The 21227-nt window shown below is 63.8% G+C and carries 18 protein-coding genes; 12 read left to right on the forward strand and 6 right to left on the reverse strand.

Annotation, left to right across the window (positions count from 1 at the left end; all coding sequences use genetic code 11):
- The first annotated feature begins 38 nt into the window (after positions 1-38).
- The 3 genes from ACIPHM_RS07650 to ACIPHM_RS07660 all read left to right on the forward strand — a co-directional run bounded on the left by ACIPHM_RS07650 (position 39) and on the right by ACIPHM_RS07660 (position 1643).
- Positions 39-425, forward strand: coding sequence for a RidA family protein (locus tag ACIPHM_RS07650; RefSeq protein ID WP_400326583.1), 387 nt, complete (start codon positions 39-41; stop codon positions 423-425).
- 238 nt (positions 426-663) lie between these two features.
- Positions 664-1125, forward strand: coding sequence for a hypothetical protein (locus tag ACIPHM_RS07655; protein WP_400326324.1), 462 nt, complete (start codon positions 664-666; stop codon positions 1123-1125).
- Positions 1122-1643: a hypothetical protein gene (locus tag ACIPHM_RS07660; protein WP_400326327.1), complete on the forward strand. Its 522-nt coding sequence runs from the start codon at positions 1122-1124 to the stop codon at positions 1641-1643. The genes ACIPHM_RS07655 and ACIPHM_RS07660 overlap by 4 nt, the downstream gene beginning before the upstream one ends.
- Before the next feature lie 77 nt (positions 1644-1720).
- Here ACIPHM_RS07660 and queF read toward each other — a convergent pair whose 3' ends face one another.
- From queF to ACIPHM_RS07680, 4 genes are all read right to left on the reverse strand, one after another.
- Positions 1721-2548 (reverse strand): NADPH-dependent 7-cyano-7-deazaguanine reductase QueF, encoded by an 828-nt coding sequence (queF, locus tag ACIPHM_RS07665; RefSeq protein ID WP_400326330.1) that lies wholly within the window; start codon positions 2546-2548, stop codon positions 1721-1723.
- Entirely contained in the window at positions 2535-3476 is a 942-nt protein-coding gene (locus tag ACIPHM_RS07670) for a 5'-nucleotidase (RefSeq protein ID WP_400326333.1), read from the reverse strand. The genes queF and ACIPHM_RS07670 overlap by 14 nt, the downstream gene beginning before the upstream one ends.
- 48 nt (positions 3477-3524) lie before the next feature.
- On the reverse strand, positions 3525-5054 hold the full coding sequence (gene ilvA / locus ACIPHM_RS07675) for a threonine ammonia-lyase, biosynthetic (RefSeq protein ID WP_400326336.1): 1530 nt from the start codon (positions 5052-5054) through the stop codon (positions 3525-3527).
- Positions 5055-5175: 121 nt separating this feature from the next.
- Entirely contained in the window at positions 5176-5796 is a 621-nt protein-coding gene (locus ACIPHM_RS07680) for an NTP transferase domain-containing protein (protein ID WP_400326338.1), read from the reverse strand.
- 142 nt (positions 5797-5938) lie between these two features.
- On the opposite strand from ACIPHM_RS07680, the gene ACIPHM_RS07685 reads away from it, so the two are divergent.
- Positions 5939-6562 carry a YqaA family protein gene (locus ACIPHM_RS07685; RefSeq protein ID WP_400326340.1) on the forward strand — a complete coding sequence of 208 codons (624 nt, stop codon included), beginning with the start codon at positions 5939-5941 and terminating at the stop codon, positions 6560-6562.
- 192 nt (positions 6563-6754) lie between these two features.
- Here ACIPHM_RS07685 and ACIPHM_RS07690 read toward each other — a convergent pair whose 3' ends face one another.
- Both ACIPHM_RS07690 and ACIPHM_RS07695 read right to left on the reverse strand, forming a co-directional pair.
- Complete coding sequence (locus tag ACIPHM_RS07690; RefSeq protein ID WP_400326343.1) at positions 6755-8977, reverse strand: molybdopterin cofactor-binding domain-containing protein; 2223 nt, start codon at positions 8975-8977, stop codon at positions 6755-6757.
- A gap of 24 nt (positions 8978-9001) precedes the next feature.
- Positions 9002-9460 carry a (2Fe-2S)-binding protein gene (locus ACIPHM_RS07695; protein ID WP_400326346.1) on the reverse strand — a complete coding sequence of 153 codons (459 nt, stop codon included), beginning with the start codon at positions 9458-9460 and terminating at the stop codon, positions 9002-9004.
- Between the two features lie 588 nt (positions 9461-10048).
- On the opposite strand from ACIPHM_RS07695, the gene ACIPHM_RS07700 reads away from it, so the two are divergent.
- The 8 genes from ACIPHM_RS07700 (at position 10049) to ubiB (ending at position 21220) form a co-directional block, all read left to right on the forward strand.
- Positions 10049-14044: a DUF3683 domain-containing protein gene (locus ACIPHM_RS07700; protein WP_400326349.1), complete on the forward strand. Its 3996-nt coding sequence runs from the start codon at positions 10049-10051 to the stop codon at positions 14042-14044.
- 71 nt (positions 14045-14115) lie between these two features.
- On the forward strand, positions 14116-15801 hold the full coding sequence (locus ACIPHM_RS07705; protein ID WP_400326352.1) for a Na+/H+ antiporter: 1686 nt from the start codon (positions 14116-14118) through the stop codon (positions 15799-15801).
- 64 nt (positions 15802-15865) lie between these two features.
- Positions 15866-16303, forward strand: coding sequence for an HIT family protein (locus tag ACIPHM_RS07710; RefSeq protein WP_400326355.1), 438 nt, complete (start codon positions 15866-15868; stop codon positions 16301-16303).
- Between the two features lie 185 nt (positions 16304-16488).
- Complete coding sequence (locus ACIPHM_RS07715) at positions 16489-16902, forward strand: gamma-butyrobetaine hydroxylase-like domain-containing protein (RefSeq protein ID WP_400326358.1); 414 nt, start codon at positions 16489-16491, stop codon at positions 16900-16902.
- A gap of 57 nt (positions 16903-16959) precedes the next feature.
- A complete protein-coding gene (ubiE, locus tag ACIPHM_RS07720; RefSeq protein ID WP_400326360.1) occupies positions 16960-17694 on the forward strand; it encodes a bifunctional demethylmenaquinone methyltransferase/2-methoxy-6-polyprenyl-1,4-benzoquinol methylase UbiE in 735 nt (244 codons plus the stop codon).
- Between the two features lie 228 nt (positions 17695-17922).
- Positions 17923-18888: a Tim44 domain-containing protein gene (locus tag ACIPHM_RS07725; RefSeq protein ID WP_400326361.1), complete on the forward strand. Its 966-nt coding sequence runs from the start codon at positions 17923-17925 to the stop codon at positions 18886-18888.
- Positions 18889-19033: 145 nt separating this feature from the next.
- Positions 19034-19657 (forward strand): SCP2 domain-containing protein, encoded by a 624-nt coding sequence (locus ACIPHM_RS07730; RefSeq protein ID WP_400326364.1) that lies wholly within the window; start codon positions 19034-19036, stop codon positions 19655-19657.
- A 3-nt stretch (positions 19658-19660) separates the two neighbouring features.
- The gene (ubiB, locus tag ACIPHM_RS07735) at positions 19661-21220 is read left to right on the forward strand and encodes a ubiquinone biosynthesis regulatory protein kinase UbiB (RefSeq protein WP_400326366.1); all 1560 of its coding nucleotides are present in this window, start codon (positions 19661-19663) and stop codon (positions 21218-21220) included.
- Positions 21221-21227 lie beyond the last annotated feature (7 nt).

Here is a 21227-nt window from a genome sequence, read left to right on the forward strand (position 1 = left end):
TTGTGGAAGACGATTCGTTGAAAGGAGCAATGATGAGCATTAAACGATATGGCGTGGAAGGCGGGCAGGGCACGGGTGGCCAGCGCATGCCCTTCGCACGCGCAACCGAGGCCGATGGCTTCCTGTTCGTCTCGGGGCAGACCCCGATGAAGGACGGCGAGGTGATCGATGGGGGCATCGTCGCCCAGTCGCATCAGGCCATCCAGAACATGGTGGCGATTCTGAGCGAGGCGGGTTACGGCACTGAGCACGTGATGCGTATCGGCGTGTGGCTCGACGATCCGCGTGACTTCGCGTCGTTCAACAAGGTGTTCAAGGAGTATTTCGGTGAGCATCCGCCGGCACGCGCTTGTGTGGTGTCGAGCATGGTCATCGACTGCAAGGTGGAAGTGGACTGCGTGGCGTACAAGAAGCCTGCGGCGTAAGCGTCTCTCACATGGGCAGTGGCGCGCGGCGCAGGTGCGTGGCTGCGTGCGTGCATGCGTGTGTGTGAAGAAGCCGGCGATTATCGTCGGCTTTTTTGCTTTGATGCCGAGCTTCGGCGTCGAGCTCGACATCGGCTGATACCTCGGCAACCGTTTCGCAAAACCTGATGTTTGCCTTCGATGGCAGGGCGTTTTCTGCGCGTGCAGTCTTCCTCTTTTCCGACCTGAGAGGAGATGGATGGTGAGAACGGAGAGCAATGCAGGGGCGATGCAGCATGTGTCGCCACATCAGGCGGGCGTCGAGTCCGCCGATGAAGCCCCTATCGCGATTGATTTTCCCTCGACGCCAGACGATGTCCGCCGACAGTCTCAGACGATAAGTCGTTTGGGACGGGCGGGTTTCGCCGCCGGGGTGTCGGGGGTGGCAATCTCGGTGCTCGGCACCGTGGGGTTTGTGGCCGGCGCTTACTTTTGTCTCGATGCGGCGGCTGAGGTCGACGATTCGGAAGCCGCAAACCAGAACCGGCGGACGGGGTACGGAGTGGGCACGACAATGGCCCTTCTGTCCGCAGCGGCGGTGACGTACGGACTCAGTCAGGTGTACCGGAGCATCATGGTGCGTCGACAGGCGGCGCAGCAGATCACGTCGCTCAACACGCGGGTGCTATTCGACCCCAACAGGGAGGGGGGACGACCATGAAAACGGGCGAGATTGCCGCGGGGACGCTGCCGTCGACCGATGCCGTTGCGCAAAAGATTGAAGTCACGCTGGCGATGCTGCGCGATGCTGAGACGCAACGCGTTGCGATGGGGATGCCACGCCCCGGCGAGTGGGACGCCATGCAGTGCGACAGCGCCTACCGCAGCGGATACAACGCCTTTGAGCGGGGCGATTACGCGCAGGCCATCGATGACTTTGCGCCGCTGCTCTGCGCGTGCCCGCATCATCCCGACTACGCCATGGCGTTGGCGCTTTCCGCCCATCGGCGAGGCGAGGCAAAGGCGGCGCTGTCGCTATTCCTCGCCGCAGCCCTGATGGACGAAACGGCGCCCGGCCCGATGTATCGCGTGGGCAAGTGTCTGATCGAACTGGGGCACTTCAATGAAGCCAATCAGGCGATGCGTGAAACGGTGCAACGCTGTGCAGGGCAGCCGCAATATGCCGCCATGATGGAGGCGGCACGCCGATCGATGGCAATGACGGGGTCTTCAGGCTGAGCCGGGCGGTGGTCTGCCCAAATGAAAATGGCGACGCGTCGAACCGGCGCGTCGCCATTTTTTGCGCCTGCGTCGACTTACTGACGCGCCGTGCGTGCGTTATCCGGCATCGGCAACGTGAAGTTGGTGCGGAACGGGTTGATATCGAGGCCGCCACGTCGCGTGTAGCGTGCGTAGACAGCGAGCTGACTCGGTTTGCACTGACGCAGGATGTCCATGAAGATGCCCTCCACGCATTGCTCGTGAAAGCCGGTATGACGCCGGTACGAAATCACGTATTTGAGCAGACCTTCCTGATCGATCGGCGGGCCGACGTAACGAATCTGCAAGCTGCCCCAGTCGGGCTGGCCGGTGACCGGGCAATTGGACTTGAGCAGGTTCGAGACGAGCGTTTCGTCCACATGCGATTCGTCGAATGCGGCGGTGAGCAGCGAGGCGTCCGGCGTGTAGACGTGCGTTTCGACGTCGAGACGGTCGACGAGCAGGCCGTCGAGTTCATCGAGTTTGAGTTTGGCGAAACCACTGGGCTCGACCAGGCGCACCTGCACGGGCGCGCCCGCCGCTTCGGACAGATCCTGTTGAATGAGCGCGCGAGCGGCGTCGACATTGGCGAGCTTGGTTTGCGCGAACGAGCCGAGATAGAGCTTGAACGATTTCGACTCGATGATGTTCGGCGAGTCGGCTGGCACGATGGCGGTGAGCAGCGCGATCTGCGGTTTGCCCTTTTCGTTGATCCACGAGAGTTCGTAGCCGTTCCAGATGTCCGCGCCGAAGAACGGCAGGGCGTCGGGCACGCCAATGGCCGCGCGTGCGGGCGCACGGGCGATCGGGAAGAGTTGAGACGGGTCGTAGTGCTCGGTGTAGGCAACTTCCTTGCCTAGCGTTGATTGTTCAGGCGTTGTCATGATTTGCGATGCCACTGATGACGTGTCCGGTCGGGCTGACCCGTGCGGCCGATTCGCAGTGGCGTGTCTGATCGTCGAAGAAGAAATCGGGCTCGAACTCGCGCAGGAATGCGCCTTTGTCCAGCCCGCCCAGGAACATCGCCTCGTCGATGTCGATTTTCCAATCCATGAGCGTGCGAATGGCACGCTCGTGCGCGGGGGCGGAGCGCGCGGTCACGAGCGCGGTGCGGATTCTGACCGGCACTTCGTGACCTGCGAGGGTTTGCAAACGGTGCAGCGCCAGCAGCAGGGGTTTGAACGGACCGGGCGGCAGCGGCGTGGCGGCGCGCTCGGTTTCGTGTTGCTGGAAGGCGTCGAGGCCGTTGCGTTGGAAGACCTGCTCGGCCTCGTCGGAGAAGAGCACCGCGTCGCCGTCGAAGGCGATGCGGATTTCGTCGGGATGACGCTCGGCTTTTTTCGCCGACTCCGGATACACGCGCGCCGCCGGGAAGCCTGCCGCGAGTGCGCCGCGCACGTCGCGCTCGTTGGCCGACAGGAACAGGTGGGCGCCCAGTGCGTTGAGGTAGCCGAACGGATCGCGCCCGCGCGTGAAGACACCGCGCTCGATCTTAAGGTCGAATTGCCGCGCCGAGCGGAACACGCGCATGCCGCTCACGGGATCGTTACGCGAGAGGACGACGACTTCCACGCGGTGCTTATCCTGGTTGCCGTCGTGGCTGCCCTGATTGAACGCGAGGAGTTTCTGCACGAGCGGGAAGGCGACGCCTGCCGGTGCGGGTTTGTCCAGGCGGTCGAGCTGGTATTGCATGTACGACTGGTCGTCGCCGCTCGCCACGCCGGCATCGAACACGCGGTTCTCTTCTTCGAAGTCGAACAGCGCACGCGAGGATATCGCGACAACGAGTTTGTTCTCGAGCGTGATCGGCATGGTGGCGGCGATTTCCTGTCGTTTGGCAGTGTGCGGATAAGCGACGGCTTACGCGAGGAACAGCTTGTACACGGGGTTCTCGCTTTCGTCCCAGTAAGGATAGCCGAGCGTTGTGAGGAAGTCGCGGAACGCGGCCTTCTCGTTGTCCGGCACCTGAATCCCCACGAGGATGTTGCTGTAGTCCGCGCCCTGATTCCGGTAGTGGAACAGGCTGATGTTCCAGTTCGGGCTCATGGCCGAGAGGAATTTCATCAGTGCGCCCGGACGCTCCGGAAACTGAAAACGGTACAGCACTTCGTGGCTGGCGAGCGCGGAGCGGCCGCCGACCATGTAACGGATGTGCTGTTTGGAGAGTTCGTCGTTGGACAGATCGAGCGTGGGGAAACCGTGGCGCTCGAAGCCTGCCTTGATGCGCTCGCCTTCGTCGCGGTTATGCATCTGGATACCCACGAAGATGTGGGCGCTGGACGCTTCGCTAATTCGGTAGTTGAACTCGGTCACATTGCGGCTGCCCACCACTTCGGTAAAGCGCTTGAAGCTGCCGCGCGCTTCCGGAATGGTGACGGCGAAGACGGCTTCGCGGGCCTCACCGACTTCGGCGCGCTCGGCGACGAAGCGCAGGCGGTCGAAGTTCATGTTGGCCCCGGAGGTGATCGCCACGAGCGTTTCGCCCTTGAGTTTTTCGCGCTCGGTGTACAGTTTGGCGCCCGCGACGGACAACGCGCCGGACGGCTCCAGCACGCTGCGCGTGTCCTGGAAGACGTCTTTGATGGCCGCGCAGAGCTGGTCGGTGTCGACGCGCACGACTTCGTCGAGATACGCGCTGCACAGACGGAAGGTTTCTTCGCCGACGTACTTGACGGCGGTGCCGTCGGCAAAAAGGCCCACATCGTTCAGCAATACGCGCTCGCCTGCGTGGATGGACTGGGCCATGGCGTCGGAGTCGACGGATTGCACGCCGATGACTTTCACCTCGGGCCGCACGGCCTTGACGTACGCGGCAACGCCGGCAGCCAGGCCGCCACCGCCAATGGGCACGAAGATGGCGTGCAGCGGGCCTTGATGTTGGCGCAGGACTTCCATGCCGATGGTGCCTTGCCCGGCAATGACGTCGGGATCGTCGAACGGCGGCACGAAGGTCAGGCCGCGCTCGGCTTGCAGCGTCATGGCGTGAGCGTAGGCGTCACTGTAGGAGTCGCCGGCGAGCACGACTTCGACGGCACGTCCGCCGTGCGTTTTGACGGCGTCGATCTTGACCTGCGGCGTGGTGACGGGCATGACGATGACGGCCTTGCAGCCGAGCCGCGCGGCGGAGTAGGCGACCCCTTGAGCGTGGTTGCCTGCGGACGCGGTGAGCACACCACGTTCGCGTTCGGCCTCGCTGAGGTTGGCCATCTTGTTGTACGCGCCCCGAATCTTGAAGGAGAACACCGTCTGATTGTCTTCGCGCTTGAGATAAATTCGATTGTGCAGCCGCATGGAAAGCGTGCGAGCCTGCTCGAGTTCGCTTTCAAAGGCGACGTCGTAGACTTTGGCGGTCAGGATCTTCTTCAGATAGTCGGGAGCTGCGTCGGACATGATTTAAGGCTTCTTCAGGTTAGGCACATCAAGGAACAAAAGGACAATGATAGACCAGCACATCCGCCGGGGCGGTCGCGCTTGGTCTTTCGGGGAAAAACGGGAAAGGGGAGTGCGCGCCCTAGCGTAGGTCGTCTGGGGTGTCGATGTCGCGCACGATTCCGGCGTCGTCGACATCGACGATCGTAATGTGCTCGCTAATCAACAGGTCGCGCGCGCCAATGTCGCCATCGAGGGCGACCAGACGCGAGGTGTAGGCGGAGCCGAACGCGACGGGATGGCCGCGTTGTCCCTGGTAACTCGGCGCGACGATGGCTTCGGGCGACGTGAGGCCGCCGGTAATCGCGCGCAGGGTGTTGGGGTGAATGTAGGGCATGTCGGCCAGCGCAACGAGCCAACCGTCGAGGTGTTCGAGCCCCGGGGGCGGATCTTCGTCGACGGCGCACTGGATGCCGGCCGCGAGCGTCGCGCCCATGCCGCGCTTGGTGGCGTGGCTCATGACAACTTCGCAACCCGCCTGCAAGAGAACGTTTTCCAACTCGGCCGAGTCCGGGCGCACGACCGCGATGACGCGCGGCAATGCCGCCAGCAGCGCATGGGCGCTGGCGAGGGCAACGGGTCGGTTCAGGGGATCTCCGGGCAGCGGCGCGAGCAGCTTGTTCCGGCGCCCCGCCGCATCGAAGCGGGTACCGAGTCCGCCTGCCAGTAGAATGGCCACGGGCGGCGTCGAGGGTCGGGTCATGGGCATGCATTATGCGCCAGACTTTTTGTTTCTGCCAAACTCGTGTGCGCGCATGGGTGGCCGGATTGGCCGACCGTCTGGCCGGTTGGTGCTGACGGGGCTGCGGCGCTTTTTTATCGGTTTTCGTTTTCTCCGGAGTTGCATGGAGTCGTTCATCACCTGGCTGCTGGGCGTGTTGGCGCTGCCCGGCGTGGGCCTGCCCGCGATTTTCATCGTGTCGTTTGTCTCTGCCACGCTGCTGCCGATGGGCTCGGAACCCGCGTTGTTCGGCTATGTGGCGCTCAATCCGCATATGTTCTGGCCCGCGATCGTGGTAGCGAGCGTGGGCAACACGCTGGGCGGGATGCTGGACTGGTGGATGGGGTTCGCCGCTCGCCGGGCCTTTGTGCGCCTCAAGGCGCGACGACGGGCGCATGCGCGGGCTTCGGCTTCGGCTCTGGCTTCCGCCAGTGGTGGCGTGGCGCTTGAAATGGACGTTCCGGGCCGGACGACAGACGACGACGGCAAAGCCCCGATGAGCGAACGGTACACCCGCTGGATGCGCCGTTTCGGGCCTCCCCTGCTCCTGCTCTCCTGGCTGCCCGTGGTCGGGGATCCGCTCTGCACGCTCGCCGGATGGCTTCGACTCTCGTGGCGTACCTGCCTCGTCTATATCGCCATCGGTAAGGCCCTTCGCTATATCGCCATCACTTATCTGATGCTGCGGGTGCCGGAATCGTTCTGGCAAGGCATCCTCGCGCCCTTCAAACATCTGCTCGTCGGCTGATGGTCTGGTTGCGTGGTTCTCTCGACCCCCCCCCACCAGTAGTTCTTCCGAAGTCCGGGGGCTGGACCGGAGCCCCTTTCCGCCCCTCAGACATAAACCCAACTCGGTTCAGAAAGGGGCCCCGGTCCAGCTTACCGTCATGCTTTCCGAGTCCCCCTTCAACCGTCGCTTCCTTCGCTTCCTTCGGGCTTCTTACGCGGTCGTTGCTTCGAACGGTAACGCTCGCAAACGCTTGCCCGTCAGCGCGAACACCGCGTTCGCATACGCCGGCGCCAACGGCGGCAATCCCGGTTCGCCCATCCCCGTCGGTGCTTCACCCGAACTCACGATATGCACGCTAATGGCCGGCATGTCGGTCAATCGCGCCACGGTGTACTGATGGAAGTTGCTCTGCTCGACTTCCCCGTCTTTCATGGTGATCGCCGCACCCGGTAATGTGGTGCCCAATCCCATCAACGCCGCCCCCTCGACCTGTGCCGCCACAGTCAACGGGTTGACCGCGAAGTTGCAATGCACCCCCGCCACCGCACTCACCAACCTCGGCGTCCCATTGTGCATTTCGGCGACGACGACGTAGGCCACGACCGAATTGAAGGACTCGTGCACCGCCACGCCCCACGCCTGTCCCTCGGGCAATCGGGTCTTGCCGTAGCCGGAGCGCTCTACCGCAAGCGCCAAGGCGTCGTGATGACGCGGATGTTTGTCGCCTAACAACGCGTAGCGATATGCGACAGGGTCCTGGCCCGCATTCCTGGCCAGTTCGTCGATCAACGTCTCCATGACGAACGCGGTGTGGGTGTTGCCCACGGATCGCCACCACAAGACAGGGACGTTGACCTTGGGACTGTGCAGCGTCAGACGCAATGGCACAGCATACGGCGTGCCGGAAACGCCTTCGATACTGGTGCCGTCAATGCCGTTCTTGACCATCATTTTTTCGAACGGCGTGCCCTGCAGGATAGATTGGCCCACGATGGTGTGATTCCACGCCAATACGTTGCCCTTGGCGTCGAGGCCGATCTCGGCACGGTGGACGTACATCGGACGGTAGTAGCCGCCATGGATGTCGTCTTCCCGGCTCCAGATGACTTTGACCGGCTCGCGATGTCCCGCACGACGCCACGCCTTGGCGACTTGTGCCGCTTCGATGCCATAGTCGGACGTCGGCACGGCACGTCGGCCGAATCCGCCACCGGCCATGAGTGTGTGCAGTTTGACCTGCTCGGGCTTGAGGTCGAGCGTGCGCGCAATCGCCGCCTGATCGACGGTCTGAAACTGAGTGCCGGTCCACACTTCGGCCCCCTTGTCGGAAACCTGCACGGTGCAGTTGAGCGGCTCCATCGGCGCATGCGCGAGGTAGGGGAAGCTGTACTCGGCCACGAGGGTCTTGGACGCCCCCTTCAGTTTGGAGATGTCGGCGTCGATGGCGACGATGCCCGGCGTTGTGGCCATCTCTTTATATTTGGCCAACTGCGCAGCAGTGTCGACGTGCTCGACGCCGCCGGTGTCCCATTCGGTCTTGAGGGCGTCGCGGCCGGTTTTTGCCTGCCAGTAACCGTCGGCGATGACAGCCACAGCGGTGCCGCCGCGGTCGGACGGGATTTCGAGAACATCGCGCACGCCCTTGACGGCGCGCGCAGCCTTGGCGTCGAAAGTTTTGACTTTGGCGCCGAACACGGGAGGACGCGCCACGACCGCGACTTTGAGGTTGGGCAGCTTGAAGTCCATGCCGTACATCGGCACGCCGGTCGATTTGGCTTGGGCATCCAATCGGCCGGTGGGCTTGCCGAGCAAGCGGAAGGCGGACGGATCTTTGAGGGCGACGCTGGCCGGAACGGGCAGCGCCTGCGCCTTTGCGGCGAGGCTGCCGTAGGTGGCGCGCTGGCCGTTGGGGCCCAGCACGACGCCTTTTTCGGTGCGCAACTGGGCCGCAGGCACTTTCCATTGTTGCGCGGCCGCCGCAATGAGCATGGCGCGCGCGGAGGCGCCAATGCGCCGGTACTGGAGCCACGAATGGGCGACGGAACCGGAGCCGCCGGTCATCTGGATGCCGAACATGGGGTCTTTGTATGCGTCGCCCGCCGGCGCCAGTTCGCCACGCACTTTGGCCCAGTCGCAGTCGAGTTCTTCGGCGACGAGCATAGGCAAGGCGGTTTGTACGCCCTGTCCGAAGTCGAGCCGGTTGACCTGGATGGTGACGGTGTCGTCGGGCGCGATGTGGACGAACGCAGACGGAACGACGGGCGCCGCGGCCGCGCCCTGTGCGCCGGCCACGCGCATCGCGTCGGGCAGGGACATTTCGAGCATGAGGCCGCCAGCCGCGATGGCGGTGGTCTTGAGGAAGCCGCGGCGGCTCACGCCCGCGAAGTCGCCCACGGCAACGCCGGGACGCTGGGAGAAGCGAAGTTCTCGCATGTCGGTGTCTCCTATGCCTGAGTCTCAGGCCAGCGACGCCGCAGCGTCTTTGATGGCCGCGCGAATGCGGGCGTAGGTGCCGCAACGGCAGATGTTGCCCGCCATGGCGGTATCGATCTGTTCGTCGTTGGGTGTCTTGTTTTCACGCAGCAAGGCGGTCGCGGACATGATCTGGCCGCTCTGACAGTAGCCGCACTGGGGCACGTCGTGTTTGACCCACGCCTGCTGGACGGCACGTCCGACGGGATCGGCGCCGACGTTTTCGATGGTGGTGATTTTCTTGCCTTCGACGGCGGACACGGGCGTGACGCAGCTTCGGATGGGCGCGCCGTCCATATGAACGGTGCAGGCCCCGCACAGCGCCATGCCACAACCGAATTTGGTGCCGGTCATGTTTAGCGCGTCGCGCAAGGTCCAGAGCAGGGGCGTGGCCGGATCGACGTCGACCGTCACCGGTTTGCCGTTGAGTTGGAACGAAGCCATTGAGACACCTCTTGACGGGTGGATGGATCGGGGACCGTAAGAACATACTCCCATTCGGCGGAAATTTCAGTGCGCGAATGTGATTCAAGTCGTTGTATATAAACGGATATAGCGCTTGTCTTGTTTCTGGTGAAAGCATCGTCGGACGACGCGGGCGAGAGCGGTTGTGAACGGGTCTGAATGTGTTGTCGATGTGTCGATGAGGCAGTCACCCTGCCGGCAATGAGGGTAATCACGCGCGCGGGGCGGGATTTGGGCGAGGCGGCGACGTGTTGCGGTGCAATGAAGTACAATCCGACCTACATTCCCCTACCAACACTTTCCCAAGCCGGAAGAAAGATCTGGGCATGCGCAACAACGGCCTCACCCCTCTGTGCTTCTGCTCGATGAACGGTTACGAGTCGTCATCGACGTCTTCGCACGGCAGTCGTCGATCTCGCTGATCGCAGATCGCCCCTTGCCGGCCTGCGCGCACCCCTTCGCGCCAGCGGTCGGCATTTCATGCGCACACCCGATTTTGACTTTCGGCGCGTCTCGCGAGACGAACGCCGACGGCGGATGCACCGCCGCATTGACGAGCCCGACAAGATGAACGCACCCTTGCCTGCCTTCGAACCGCACGACGCCAAGCACGCCGTAGCTGCTCAACCGCCGCGTCTACGCGAGATTCCCTATAACTACACGTCGTTTTCGGACCGCGAAATTGTCATGCGCCTGCTCGGCGCTGACGCCTGGGCGATCCTTGACGAACTTCGCAACGAGCGCCGCACCGGCCGCTCGGCGCGCATGCTGTATGAAGTCCTCGGCGATATCTGGGTGGTTCGCCGCAATCCGTATCTGCAAGACGACCTGCTCGACAATCCGAAGCGCCGCAAGCTGCTGATCGACGCGCTCGACCACCGTCTGAACGAGATCGACAAGCGTCGCCGCGCCGATGTCGCGGAGCACGCCGATGTGAACGGTCGCGATCGCGCCGCACGAGTCGAGCAACTGGAAACGGCGGCTCGCCGCGCCGTGGCGGATTTCGCCGCGGAGTTCGAGAAGATGGCCGAGCTGCGCCGCCGCGCGAAGAAGGTGCTCGGCCGCACGACCGCCAGCGACAACATCAAGTTCGACGGCCTGTCGCGCGTCTCGCATGTGACGGACGCCACCGACTGGCGTGTGGAATATCCGTTCGTGGTGCTCACCCCGGATAGCGAAGGCGAAATGGCGTCGCTGGTGAAGGGCTGCTTCGAATTGGGGCTGACGGTGATCCCGCGCGGAGGCGGCACCGGTTATACGGGCGGCGCGATCCCGCTCACGCCGTTCTCGGCCGTCATCAATACGGAAAAGCTGGAGCAGCTCGACGACGTCGAGTACTCGCAACTGCCGGGCGTCGACAAGCCTGTCGCGACGATTTTTTCGGGCGCGGGTGTGGTGACGCGCCGTGTGGCGGAAGCCGCCGAGCGCGCCGGTCTGGTGTTCGCGGTGGACCCGACGTCGATCGACGCGTCGTGCATCGGCGGCAACGTGGCCATGAACGCAGGCGGCAAGAAGGCCGTGCTGTGGGGCACCGCGCTGGATAACCTCGCCTGGTGGCGCATGGTCGATCCGCAGGGCAACTGGCTGGAAGTCACGCGCCACGATCACAACCTCGGCAAGATTCACGATATCCCGGTCGCTCGCTTCGAACTGAAGTGGTACGACGGCAATCAGGCGCCGGGCGCCGTGCTGCTCAAGACCGAGATGCTGGAAATCGAAGGCAGGCGTTTCCGCAAGGAAGGCCTCGGCAAGGACGTCACGGACAAGTTCCTCGCCGGTCTGCCCGGTGTGCAGAAGGAAGGTTGCGACGGCCTGATCACGAGCGCGCGCTGGATTCTCCACAAGATGCCCGCGCACACGCGCACGGTGTGTCTGGAGTTCTTCGGGCAGGCGAAGGAAGCGATTCCGAGCATCGTCGAGATCAAGGATTACATGTTCGCGCAGACGGCCGCGGGCGGCGCGATTCTGGCCGGCCTGGAGCATCTGGACGAGCGTTATCTGCGCGCCGTGGGCTATGCCACGAAGTCGAAGCGCAACGCGTTCCCGAAGATGGTGCTCATCGGCGATATCGTTGGCGACGACGACAACGCGGTGGCGCAGGCAACGTCGGAAGTGATTCGCATGGCCAATGGCAAGAGCGGCGAAGGGTTCGTCGCGGTGTCGGCCGAGGCGCGCAAGAAGTTCTGGCTGGACCGTTCGCGCACCGCCGCGATCGCGCGTCACACGAACGCCTTCAAGATCAACGAAGACGTGGTGATTCCGTTGCACCGTATGGGCGAGTACACGGATCACATCGAACGCATCAACATCGAGTTGTCGCTCAAGAACAAGCTGCAACTGGTCGACGCCCTCGAAACGTTCTTCGAAGCCGGTAATCTGCCGCTCGGCAAGACGGACGACGCGAACGAAATTCCGTCGGCCGAACTGCTCGAAGACCGCGTGCAGACGGCACTCACGCTGCTGCGCGACGTGCGCGCGCGCTGGGTGTTCCTGCGCGATCACTTCGAATTGCCGCTCGCAGACGCGATCCCGCTGCTCAACCGTCACGGCATTCGCGACATCGACGCGGTGCTCAACGAGCGTCTCGCCAGGCAGCCGCAGACGCGTCTCATCGATCTGCTTCAGGATCGGACGGTGCGCATTTCGTGGAAGCAGGAGATCCGCGCGGAGCTGCGTCAGATTTTCACGGGCGGCGAGTTCAAGCCGATCCTCGACGAAGCGCAGGCGATCCACAAGCGCGTGCTGCATGGCCGTGTGTTCGTCGCGCTGCACATGCACGCCGGCGACGGCAATGTGCACACGAACCTCCCGGTGAACTCGGATAACTACGAGATGCTCCAGGATGCGCACAAGGCCGTGGCCCGCATCATGGATATCGCGCGCTCGCTCGACGGCGTGATCTCGGGCGAACACGGCATCGGCATTACCAAGCTGGAGTTCCTGACGGAAGCCGAAATCGGCGAGTTCCGCGCGTACAAGCAACGCGTGGACCCGGAAGGGCGCTTCAACAAGGGCAAGCTGCTCGATATGCCCGACCTGCCCGCGGATCTGCGCAACGCCTATACCCCCAGCTTCGGGCTGATGGGTTACGAGTCGCTCATCATGCAGCAGTCGGATATCGGCGCGATTGCCGACAGCGTGAAGGACTGCCTGCGTTGCGGCAAGTGCAAGCCGGTGTGCGCCACGCACGTGCCGCGCGCGAACCTGCTCTACAGCCCGCGTAACAAGATTCTCGCGACGTCGCTGCTCATTGAAGCGTTCCTGTACGAAGAACAGACGCGCCGCGGCGTGTCGATCAAGCACTGGGACGAGTTCAACGACGTGGCCGATCACTGCACGGTCTGCCATAAGTGCGCCACGCCCTGCCCGGTGAAGATCGACTTCGGCGACGTGACGATGAACATGCGCAACCTGCTGCGCAAAATGGGCAAGAAGAAGTTCAATCCGGGCGCGGCGGCCGGCATGTTCTTCCTCAACGCGACCAATCCGGAGACGATCAACATCACCCGCAAGGTGATGATCGACTGGGGCTACAAGGCGCAGCGCTTCGGCGCGGACATCTTCAAGAAGATCGCAAAGAAGCAAACCGCCCGCCCGCCCGCAACGGTAGGCAAGCCGCCGATGCGCGAGGAAGTGATCCACTTCGTCAATAAGAAGATGCCGGGCAACCTGCCGAAGAAGACGGCGCGTGCGCTGCTCGACATCGAAGACAACAAGGTGGTGCCGATCATTCGCAATCCGAAGGCCACGTCGGTGGATTCGGAGGCGGTGTTCTACTTCCCGGGGTGCGGCTCGGAGCGTCTGTTCTCGCAAGTCGGCCTCGCCACGCAGGCGATGCTCTGGCACGTGGGCGTGCAGACGGTGCTGCCGCCGGGCTATCTGTGCTGCGGCTATCCGCAACGCGGGTCGGGCCAGGGCGAGAAGGCCGAGAAGATCGTGACGGACAACCGTGTGTTGTTCCACCGCATGGCCAACACGCTGAACTACCTCGATATCAAAACGGTAGTGGTGTCGTGCGGGACTTGCTACGATCAGCTCGCCGGTTATGAATTCGAGAAGATCTTCCCGGGCTGTCGCATCGTGGACATCCACGAGTATCTGCTCGAGAAGAATGTGAAGCTCGAAGGCGTGGCGGGTACGCGCTACATGTATCACGACCCGTGCCACACGCCGATCAAGACGATGGACCCGGTCAAGCTCGTGAACCAGTTGATGGGCAGCGAGAACGACGGCTACAAGATCGAGAAGAACGATCGCTGCTGCGGCGAATCGGGTACGCTGGCGGTCACGCGTCCGGACATCTCGACGCAGATCCGCTTCCGCAAGGAAGAGGAAATGCGCAAGGGCGCGGCGAAGCTGCGTGCGCACGGCAAGGTGGAAGACGTCAAGATTCTGACGAGCTGCCCGTCGTGCCTGCAAGGTCTGTCGCGCTATCACGACGACGCGGATGTCACCGCCGACTACATCGTCGTCGAGATCGCCAAGCACGTGCTGGGCGATCAGTGGCTGGTGGACTATGTGAAGGATGCGAACAACGGCGGCATCGAACGCGTGCTGGTCTGATGCACCTTTTGCCCCGCCTGGCGCCTCTGGGGAACGCGGCCGATGCCTGACCGACGGACCACGGAGGTGGCATGGAGGTAGTCCTTACCGCGCTGATTCTGCTGTTCGTGGTGGCGCTGACCGGCGTGCTGGTCAGCTTCATCCGGTTCCTGCCCGTGCCGCTCGTGCAGATCGCCGTGGGCGCCGCGCTCGCTTATCCGGGCGCGGGGCTGCACATCGATCTCGACCCCGAGATTTTCTTCCTGCTCTTCATTCCGCCGCTACTCTTCGCTGACGGCTGGCGCATGCCCAAGCGCGAGTTCTGGCACCTGCGGGTGCCGATCGTCGCCATGGCGCTCGGCCTCGTGATCTTCACGGTGCTCGGCGTGGGGTATTTCATCCACTGGCTGATTCCCTCGATTCCGCTCGCGGTGGCGTTCGCGCTCGGCGGCGTGCTCTCGCCGACCGACGCCGTGGCCGTCTCTGCGCTCACCGGGCGCATGCGCATGCCCACGCGCCTCATGCACGTGCTCGAAGGCGAGGCGATGATGAACGACGCGTCGGGCCTCGTCGCGTTCAAGTTCGCATTGGTGGCCGCGACCACGGGCATTTTCTCCATCGGCAACGCCACGTTCTCCTTTTTCGTCATCGCACTGGGCGGCCTGCTCGCCGGATGGGCGGTCACGTGGCTTTTCATGCAGTTCCATCGCCGCGTGATGGACGCCTCCACAGAAGAGCCCGCGACCATCGTGCTGCTTCTGCTGCTCATGCCGTTCGCCGCCTATCTGCTTGCGGAGCATTTCGGCTTTTCGGGCATTCTCGCGGCGGTGTCAGCCGGTATGGCGGTCAGCTCGACCGAGCTGCTCAATACCCGCACGGCGACGCGCATTCTCGGCAATGGCGTGTGGTCGATGCTCGAATTCGTGTTCAATGGCGCGGTGTTCGTGCTGCTGGGCCTGCAATTGCCCGACATCGTGCGCGCCGCGTTGCGTCCGGGCGAGCATCTGTGGGGGACGTTGCAGAATCTGGGTGAGCTGTTGTTCTACGTTGGCGCGATTTCGGCCGTGCTGATCGTGCTGCGCTTTTGCTGGGTGTGGATGGCGTGGCGCGTGATGTTCTACCTCGGCATGCGTCGCGGCGAAATCACGATGAAACCGGGCCTTCGCTTCACCGGTGTGACGGCGCTCTCCGGCGTACGTGGGGCGGTGACGCTTGCCGGTGCGCTCTCGGTGCCGCTTGCGTTGCCCAGCGGTGCGCCGTTTCCGGGCCGCGATCTGCTGATTTTCCTGGCCGCCGGAGTGATTCTGCTGTCGCTCATCGGCGGGAGTCTCGGGCTGCCGATCTTGCTGCGCGGCGTGCGCTGGCCGGTCGAAGACCTGCGCAATCGGGAGATGGGCGAGGCGCGGCTCGCGGCGTCGGAGGCGGCGATTCGCGCCGTCGAATCGTTGCAGAAGGTGATCGCCAAGTCGGGCGACGAACTCGATACCGCCGTGTGCGCAGAGGCGGCCGCGCGGGTGATGGGGCGCTATCGGCGCACACTCAACGCGTCGACGGCCACGGCCGAGATGCGCGAGCGCGCGGTGCGGGAAGTCGAAGTCGAGCGTCGCCTGCGGGCGGCGGCGTTGCAGGCGGAGCGCGTGGAGTTGTCGCGCTTGCGCATTACGCATCGCATCAACGACGAGACGCTGCGCGAATTGCTCAGCGAGATCGATTTCGCCGAACTCGCGCTGGGGTCGGTCGATCCGGCCACGGGCAAACGCAAGAAGCGAAAAAGCTGACATGACGCGTCCCGCTGATGCCGGGGATGCGGGCCATGGCAGGCTAACGACAGGGAGAGGGATCATGGAGTGTCCGTTTTGCGCCGGTGACGGCGGCGAAGTCGTGTGGCGCGATGCGGTGCTGCGCGTGGTGCTGGCTGCCGAGGCCGGTTATCCGGGTTTCGCGCGCGTGGTCTGGCACGATCACGTGGCGGAAATGAGCGATCTGCCGCAGGCGGCGCGCGAGCACGTGATGCGCGTGGTGTTCGCCGTCGAGACGGCGCAGCGCACGGTGATGTCGCCGCACAAGGTCAATGTGGCGAGTCTGGGCAATATGGTGCCGCACGTGCATTGGCATGTGATTCCGCGTTATCGCGACGACATCCATTTCCCCGGCTCGGTCTGGAGCGCGCCGCAACGCGAGCTGCCGCAGGCCGTGCTCGCCGAGCGCTCGGCATGGTTGCCCGCGCTGCGCGAGGCCATCGTGGCAGAATTGGAGCGAATCCCCGGGTGGCCGGCGTAAGCTGGAGACACCGGGAGCACCGGGAGCACCGGGAGCACCGGGAGCACCGGGAGCACCGGGAGCGCCGGTAGCGCCGGCATGACCGTTGGCGCCTGAGCGGCTATACTGCCGGCCGATGTGCCGCGCGATGTCTCGCAAGATGTCTCGTATGCAGGCGCCTCGACCGATTTTTCTGGAGCAAGACCATGGCTGGGCTGGAGAAAGACACGCCGATTCCCGTCTCCCTGACGCTGCATCGCGCATCGAAGGTGCTGGAACTCGGTTACGAGGACGGCAACCACTACCGCCTGCCGTTCGAATTGCTGCGCGTGCTCTCGCCGTCGGCGGAAGTGCGCGGTCACGGGCCGGGGCAGGAGACGCTGCAGACCGGCAAGCGCGACGTCACGCTCAACGGCCTCGAGCCGGTCGGCAACTACGCGGTCCGCCCCGTCTTCTCGGACGGGCACGATACCGGCATCTATTCGTGGGACTACCTCTACGAGCTGTGCGTGCGTCAGGACGCACTGTGGCAGGAATACCTGGACAAGCTCGCGGCCGCGGGTGTCGATCGCGACACACCGATGCCGTCGCCGGCTGCCGGTGGCTGCCACCACCATTGAGGCCCCGGCGGTGCGCGCGTTGGGTGCGCACCCGCTTACATGATTTTGGAGAGTGCAATGGGTGATCAGACCCACTTCGGTTATCAGACCGTCGACGAGAAGGACAAGGCCGGCAAGGTTGCCGAGGTGTTCCATTCCGTCGCGAGCAAGTACGACATCATGAACGACCTGATGTCGGGCGGCCTGCACCGCATCTGGAAGGCCTTCACGATCGGGCGCGCCGCCGTGCGCCCCGGCTTCAAGGTGCTCGACATCGCCGGCGGCACGGGCGACCTGTCGAAAGCGTTCGCGCGTGCGGCAGGCCCGAGCGGCGAAGTCTGGCTCACCGACATCAACGAATCGATGCTGCGCGTAGGGCGAGATCGCTTGCTCGACGACGGGATCGTCACCCCGGCGCTGCTGTGCGACGCCGAGAAGCTGCCGTTTCCGTCGAACTACTTCGACGTGGTGACCGTGGCGTTCGGTCTGCGCAACATGACGCACAAGGATGCGGCGCTCGCGGAAATGCGTCGCGTCATCAAGCCGGGCGGCAAAGTCATGGTGCTGGAGTTCTCGAAGGTCTGGCAGCCGCTGGAAAAAGCGTACGACACCTATTCGTTCAAAGTGCTGCCCTGGCTGGGCTCGCGCATCGCGGGCGACGCCGACAGCTACCGCTATCTGGCCGAGTCGATTCGCATGCATCCGGACCAGGAAACGCTCAAGTCGATGATGGAAGAGGCGGGTCTGGAGCGCGTGGAATATCACAATCTGACGGCCGGCGTCGTGGCGCTGCATATCGGCCGCAAGTTCTGAGTACACACTCACTTACCTGAGCCGCCCGGCACGATGCCGACGCCCCGGTGTGCGGGAGATGCTCGCGCCGGGGCGCTTTGTTTCGTATTCCCTAAGTACAAGCTAATTCTGCTGTGGCAGAATCGCCCGACGCTTATCTGGTTTCAGTACGTAAAAAACGGCTGAACCATTTCGGTTGACGTCTGTCAGTAGACAACAACCTTATAACTCCACGGAGAGACCAGAACGATGTTCCAGTTCCTGAAAAACAAGCTGTTGTTGGGCGTTGTGGCCGGCGTATTGGCGGTCGGCATGACGATCGCGGACGCTGACGCCAAGCGCGTTGGCGGCGGCCGGAGCATCGGCAAGCAGTCCAACACCGTGACGCAACGCCAGGCAACGCCGCAACAGCCGGCACAAGCCGCCCCGAACCAGGCCGCTCCGGCGGCCGCTGGCGCAGGTGCGGCAGGCGCTGCTGCTGCCGCCAAGCCGGCCAACCGCTGGCTCGGACCGATTGCCGGTCTGGCTGCCGGTCTCGGTATCGCCGCACTGCTCTCGCACTTCGGCATGGGCGGCGCGTTCGCCAGCATGATGGCCAACGTCATCATCATTGCGCTCATCGCTTTTGCCGTGATGTGGGTCATCCGCCGCCTGCGCGGCAATAAGTCGCAGTCGCAGACGCCGGCCTACGTCGGTGCGGGCAACGACGCCGCGTCGAACAACTCGCTGCGTCAGTCGTGGGACAGCCAGTCGTCGGCACAACCGGCGCAGCAGCCGGGCTCGTCGACGCTGTCGGCCGTGCCTGCCGCCGCCGCCGGTGCCGCCGCCGTCGAATCGTTCGGTGTGCCGGCCGGTTTCGACGCGGAAGGCTTCCTGCGCAGCGCCAAGGTGTACTTCAACCGTCTGCAAGCCGCATGGGACAAGGGCGATCAGGCCGACATCAACGAGTTCACCACGCCGCAGATGTTCGCGGAAATCAAGATGGACCTCGAAGAACGCGGCAAGTCGACCAACCGTACGGACGTCGTGCAACTGGACGCCGAACTCCTCGGCATCGAGCAATCGACCAGCGAGTACATGGCCAGCGTTCGCTTCTCGGGCCTGATTCGCGAAGCCGAAGGCGCACCGGCCGAGCCGTTCAACGAGGTCTGGAACCTGACCAAGCCGGTGGCCGGCAACGGTGGCTGGGTGCTCGCCGGGATTCAGCAGCTCTAAGCCTCGCGACGTTTTTGGCGTAACCTGCCTTACAATGAGAGCCCGCGTTCGAAGCGCGGGCTCTTTTGTTTTTGCCGTCCGAAGTTGTTGCCGGACGGCGTCTTTCGGTGCGACCGGTGTTCAGCGCCGGCCGACCGCCAAGCTCATGACCGTAGCCGCCAAAGCCTTTGCCGCCACCGTGAACCATTTGCTTGCCCGCGAACCGTGGGCACGCGACCGTCTGCGCCATCACATCGGTGCTTCCGCCCGGTTGGCCATGTCGGCAATCGACCTGCGCCTGCGCGTGGGAGACGACGGCTATCTTGCCGCCGCCGAAGCCAATTTCCCCTGTGACGTCAGTATCTCGGTGCCCCCGGCGGCGCTGGCCGACTTTGCGGGTGGCGGGCAGGCGGCGGTGATGCGTCACGTCAAGATCGAAGGCGACGCGGAATTCGCCAACACGGTGTCGTATCTCGCCCAGCATCTGCGCTGGGAAGTGGCCGAAGACCTGAGCAAGGTCATTGGCGACGCCGCCGCGCATCGCGTGAGCGAGACTGGCCGTGCCGCCGTGGCCGGTGCGCGCCGCACGGGCGGCACGCTGGTGCGCTCGCTGGCCGATTACTTCGTGGAAGAGAATCCGCTGCTCGTGGCACGTCCGAAGCTCGATGCGATGCGCGCCGATATCGGTACGTTGCGCGATGACCTCGCGCGGCTGGAAAAGCGTATCGAAAAGCTGGAACGTCAGACGGGCGCAGCCGCCCAGGCGTCCCGCTCGATCGGAGGCCGTTGACCGATGCGTCTGCTGCGTCTCATCAAGATTTTCTTCGTCTGCTATCAATATGGGCTCGACGAACTGGTGCTCTCGAGCATTCCCCACCCCTTTGCGCGCACCCTGCTGCGCGTGCTGTCGTTCGGCCGCAGCGGGCTGAAGGCGCCGCGCGGCGAGCGTCTGCGTCTCGCGCTCGAATCGCTGGGTCCGATCTTCGTGAAGTTCGGGCAGGTGCTGTCGACGCGTCGCGACCTGATGCCGCCGGATATCGCGCAGGAACTCGCGCGCTTGCAGGATCAGGTGCCGCCTTTCGACCCGCAGGTGGCGCGCGCGAGCATCGAGAAATCGCTGGGCCATCCGCTGGAAGAAGTGTTCGTGGAGTTCGAGCGCACGCCGGTGGCGAGTGCGTCGATTGCGCAGGTGCACTTCGCACGGGTTCGTGACGGTGAGCATGCGGGCAAGGAAGTCGCGGTGAAGGTGTTGCGTCCGAACATGCTGAGCGTGATCGACAGCGATCTGGCCCTGATGCGCGATCTCGCCGGATGGGTAGAGCGGTTGTGGCCGGACGGCAAGCGCCTGAAGCCGCGCGAGGTGGTGGCCGAGTTCGACAAGTATTTGCACGACGAACTCGACCTGATGCGCGAAGCCGCCAACGCGGCACAGCTTCGCCGCAACTTCATCGACTCCGGCATGCTGATGGTGCCCGAGATCTACTGGGAGTTCAGTTCCAGCTCGGTGCTCGTGATGGAGCGCATGCACGGCGTGCCGATCAGCCAGATCGAAGTGCTGCGCGAGGCGGGCGTCGATCTGAAGAAACTGGCGCGCGAAGGCGTCGAGATTTTCTTCACGCAGTTCCTGCGCGACGGTTTCTTCCACGCCGACATGCACCCGGGCAATATTCTGGTGAGCCTCGACCCCGCCACGTTCGGACGCTATATCGCGCTCGATTGCGGCATCGTCGGTGCGTTGTCCGAATTCGACAAGAATTATCTGGCGCAGAACTTCCTCGCGTTCTTCCGTCGCGATTATCACCGCGTGGCGTCGCTGCATCTGGAGTCCGGCTGGGTGCCGCCGGATACGCGTGTCGAAGAACTCGAAGGGGCGATTCGCGCAGTGTGCGAGCCATACTTCGATCGTCCGCTCAAGGAGATTTCGCTGGGGCTGGTGCTGATGCGACTGTTCCAGACGTCGCGCCGTTTCAACGTCGAGATTCAGCCGCAACTCGTGTTGCTGCAAAAGACGCTGCTCAACATCGAAGGGCTGGGCCGTCAGCTCGATCCGGATCTGGATCTCTGGAAGACCGCCAAGCCGTTCCTCGAGCGCTGGATGGCCGAGCAGATCGGTCCGCGCGGCTGGCTTGAACGCCTGAAGGCCGAAGTGCCGCAGTGGAGCAAGACGATGCCGCAATTGCCGCGGCTCATTCATCAGGCGCTCTCGGTGCAGGCGCGCGGGCAGGACGACACGCTGCTGCTTGCGTTGCTTCAGGAGCAACGCCGCACCAACCGTCTGCTGACCGGCGCGTTCTGTCTGGTGGGTGGGATCGCCATCGGCGTGCTGACGGCATTCGTCTGGCTGTATAGCTGATGGTCTG

Source organism: Pandoraea sp. NPDC087047, assembly GCF_044745225.1.
GTDB lineage: Bacteria > Pseudomonadota > Gammaproteobacteria > Burkholderiales > Burkholderiaceae > Pandoraea.

Excerpts from the sequence above, each read along its gene's own strand:
- ubiE (WP_400326360.1), top strand. The coding sequence starts at position 16,960 with ATGGGTGATCAGACCCACTTCGGTTATCAGACCGTCGACGAGAAGGAC.
- ACIPHM_RS07710 (WP_400326355.1), top strand. The coding sequence starts at position 15,866 with ATGGAGTGTCCGTTTTGCGCCGGTGACGGCGGCGAAGTCGTGTGGCGC.
- ACIPHM_RS07660 (WP_400326327.1), top strand. The coding sequence starts at position 1,122 with ATGAAAACGGGCGAGATTGCCGCGGGGACGCTGCCGTCGACCGATGCC.
- ACIPHM_RS07705 (WP_400326352.1), top strand. The coding sequence starts at position 14,116 with ATGGAGGTAGTCCTTACCGCGCTGATTCTGCTGTTCGTGGTGGCGCTG.
- ACIPHM_RS07730 (WP_400326364.1), top strand. The coding sequence starts at position 19,034 with ATGACCGTAGCCGCCAAAGCCTTTGCCGCCACCGTGAACCATTTGCTT.
- ACIPHM_RS07655 (WP_400326324.1), top strand. The coding sequence starts at position 664 with ATGGTGAGAACGGAGAGCAATGCAGGGGCGATGCAGCATGTGTCGCCA.
- ACIPHM_RS07700 (WP_400326349.1), top strand. The coding sequence starts at position 10,049 with ATGAACGCACCCTTGCCTGCCTTCGAACCGCACGACGCCAAGCACGCC.
- ilvA (WP_400326336.1), bottom strand. The coding sequence starts at position 5,054 with ATGTCCGACGCAGCTCCCGACTATCTGAAGAAGATCCTGACCGCCAAA.
- ACIPHM_RS07725 (WP_400326361.1), top strand. The coding sequence starts at position 17,923 with ATGTTCCAGTTCCTGAAAAACAAGCTGTTGTTGGGCGTTGTGGCCGGC.
- queF (WP_400326330.1), bottom strand. The coding sequence starts at position 2,548 with ATGACAACGCCTGAACAATCAACGCTAGGCAAGGAAGTTGCCTACACC.
- ACIPHM_RS07690 (WP_400326343.1), bottom strand. The coding sequence starts at position 8,977 with ATGCGAGAACTTCGCTTCTCCCAGCGTCCCGGCGTTGCCGTGGGCGAC.
- ubiB (WP_400326366.1), top strand. The coding sequence starts at position 19,661 with ATGCGTCTGCTGCGTCTCATCAAGATTTTCTTCGTCTGCTATCAATAT.
- ACIPHM_RS07685 (WP_400326340.1), top strand. The coding sequence starts at position 5,939 with ATGGAGTCGTTCATCACCTGGCTGCTGGGCGTGTTGGCGCTGCCCGGC.
- ACIPHM_RS07695 (WP_400326346.1), bottom strand. The coding sequence starts at position 9,460 with ATGGCTTCGTTCCAACTCAACGGCAAACCGGTGACGGTCGACGTCGAT.
- ACIPHM_RS07670 (WP_400326333.1), bottom strand. The coding sequence starts at position 3,476 with ATGCCGATCACGCTCGAGAACAAACTCGTTGTCGCGATATCCTCGCGT.
- ACIPHM_RS07680 (WP_400326338.1), bottom strand. The coding sequence starts at position 5,796 with ATGACCCGACCCTCGACGCCGCCCGTGGCCATTCTACTGGCAGGCGGA.
- ACIPHM_RS07715 (WP_400326358.1), top strand. The coding sequence starts at position 16,489 with ATGGCTGGGCTGGAGAAAGACACGCCGATTCCCGTCTCCCTGACGCTG.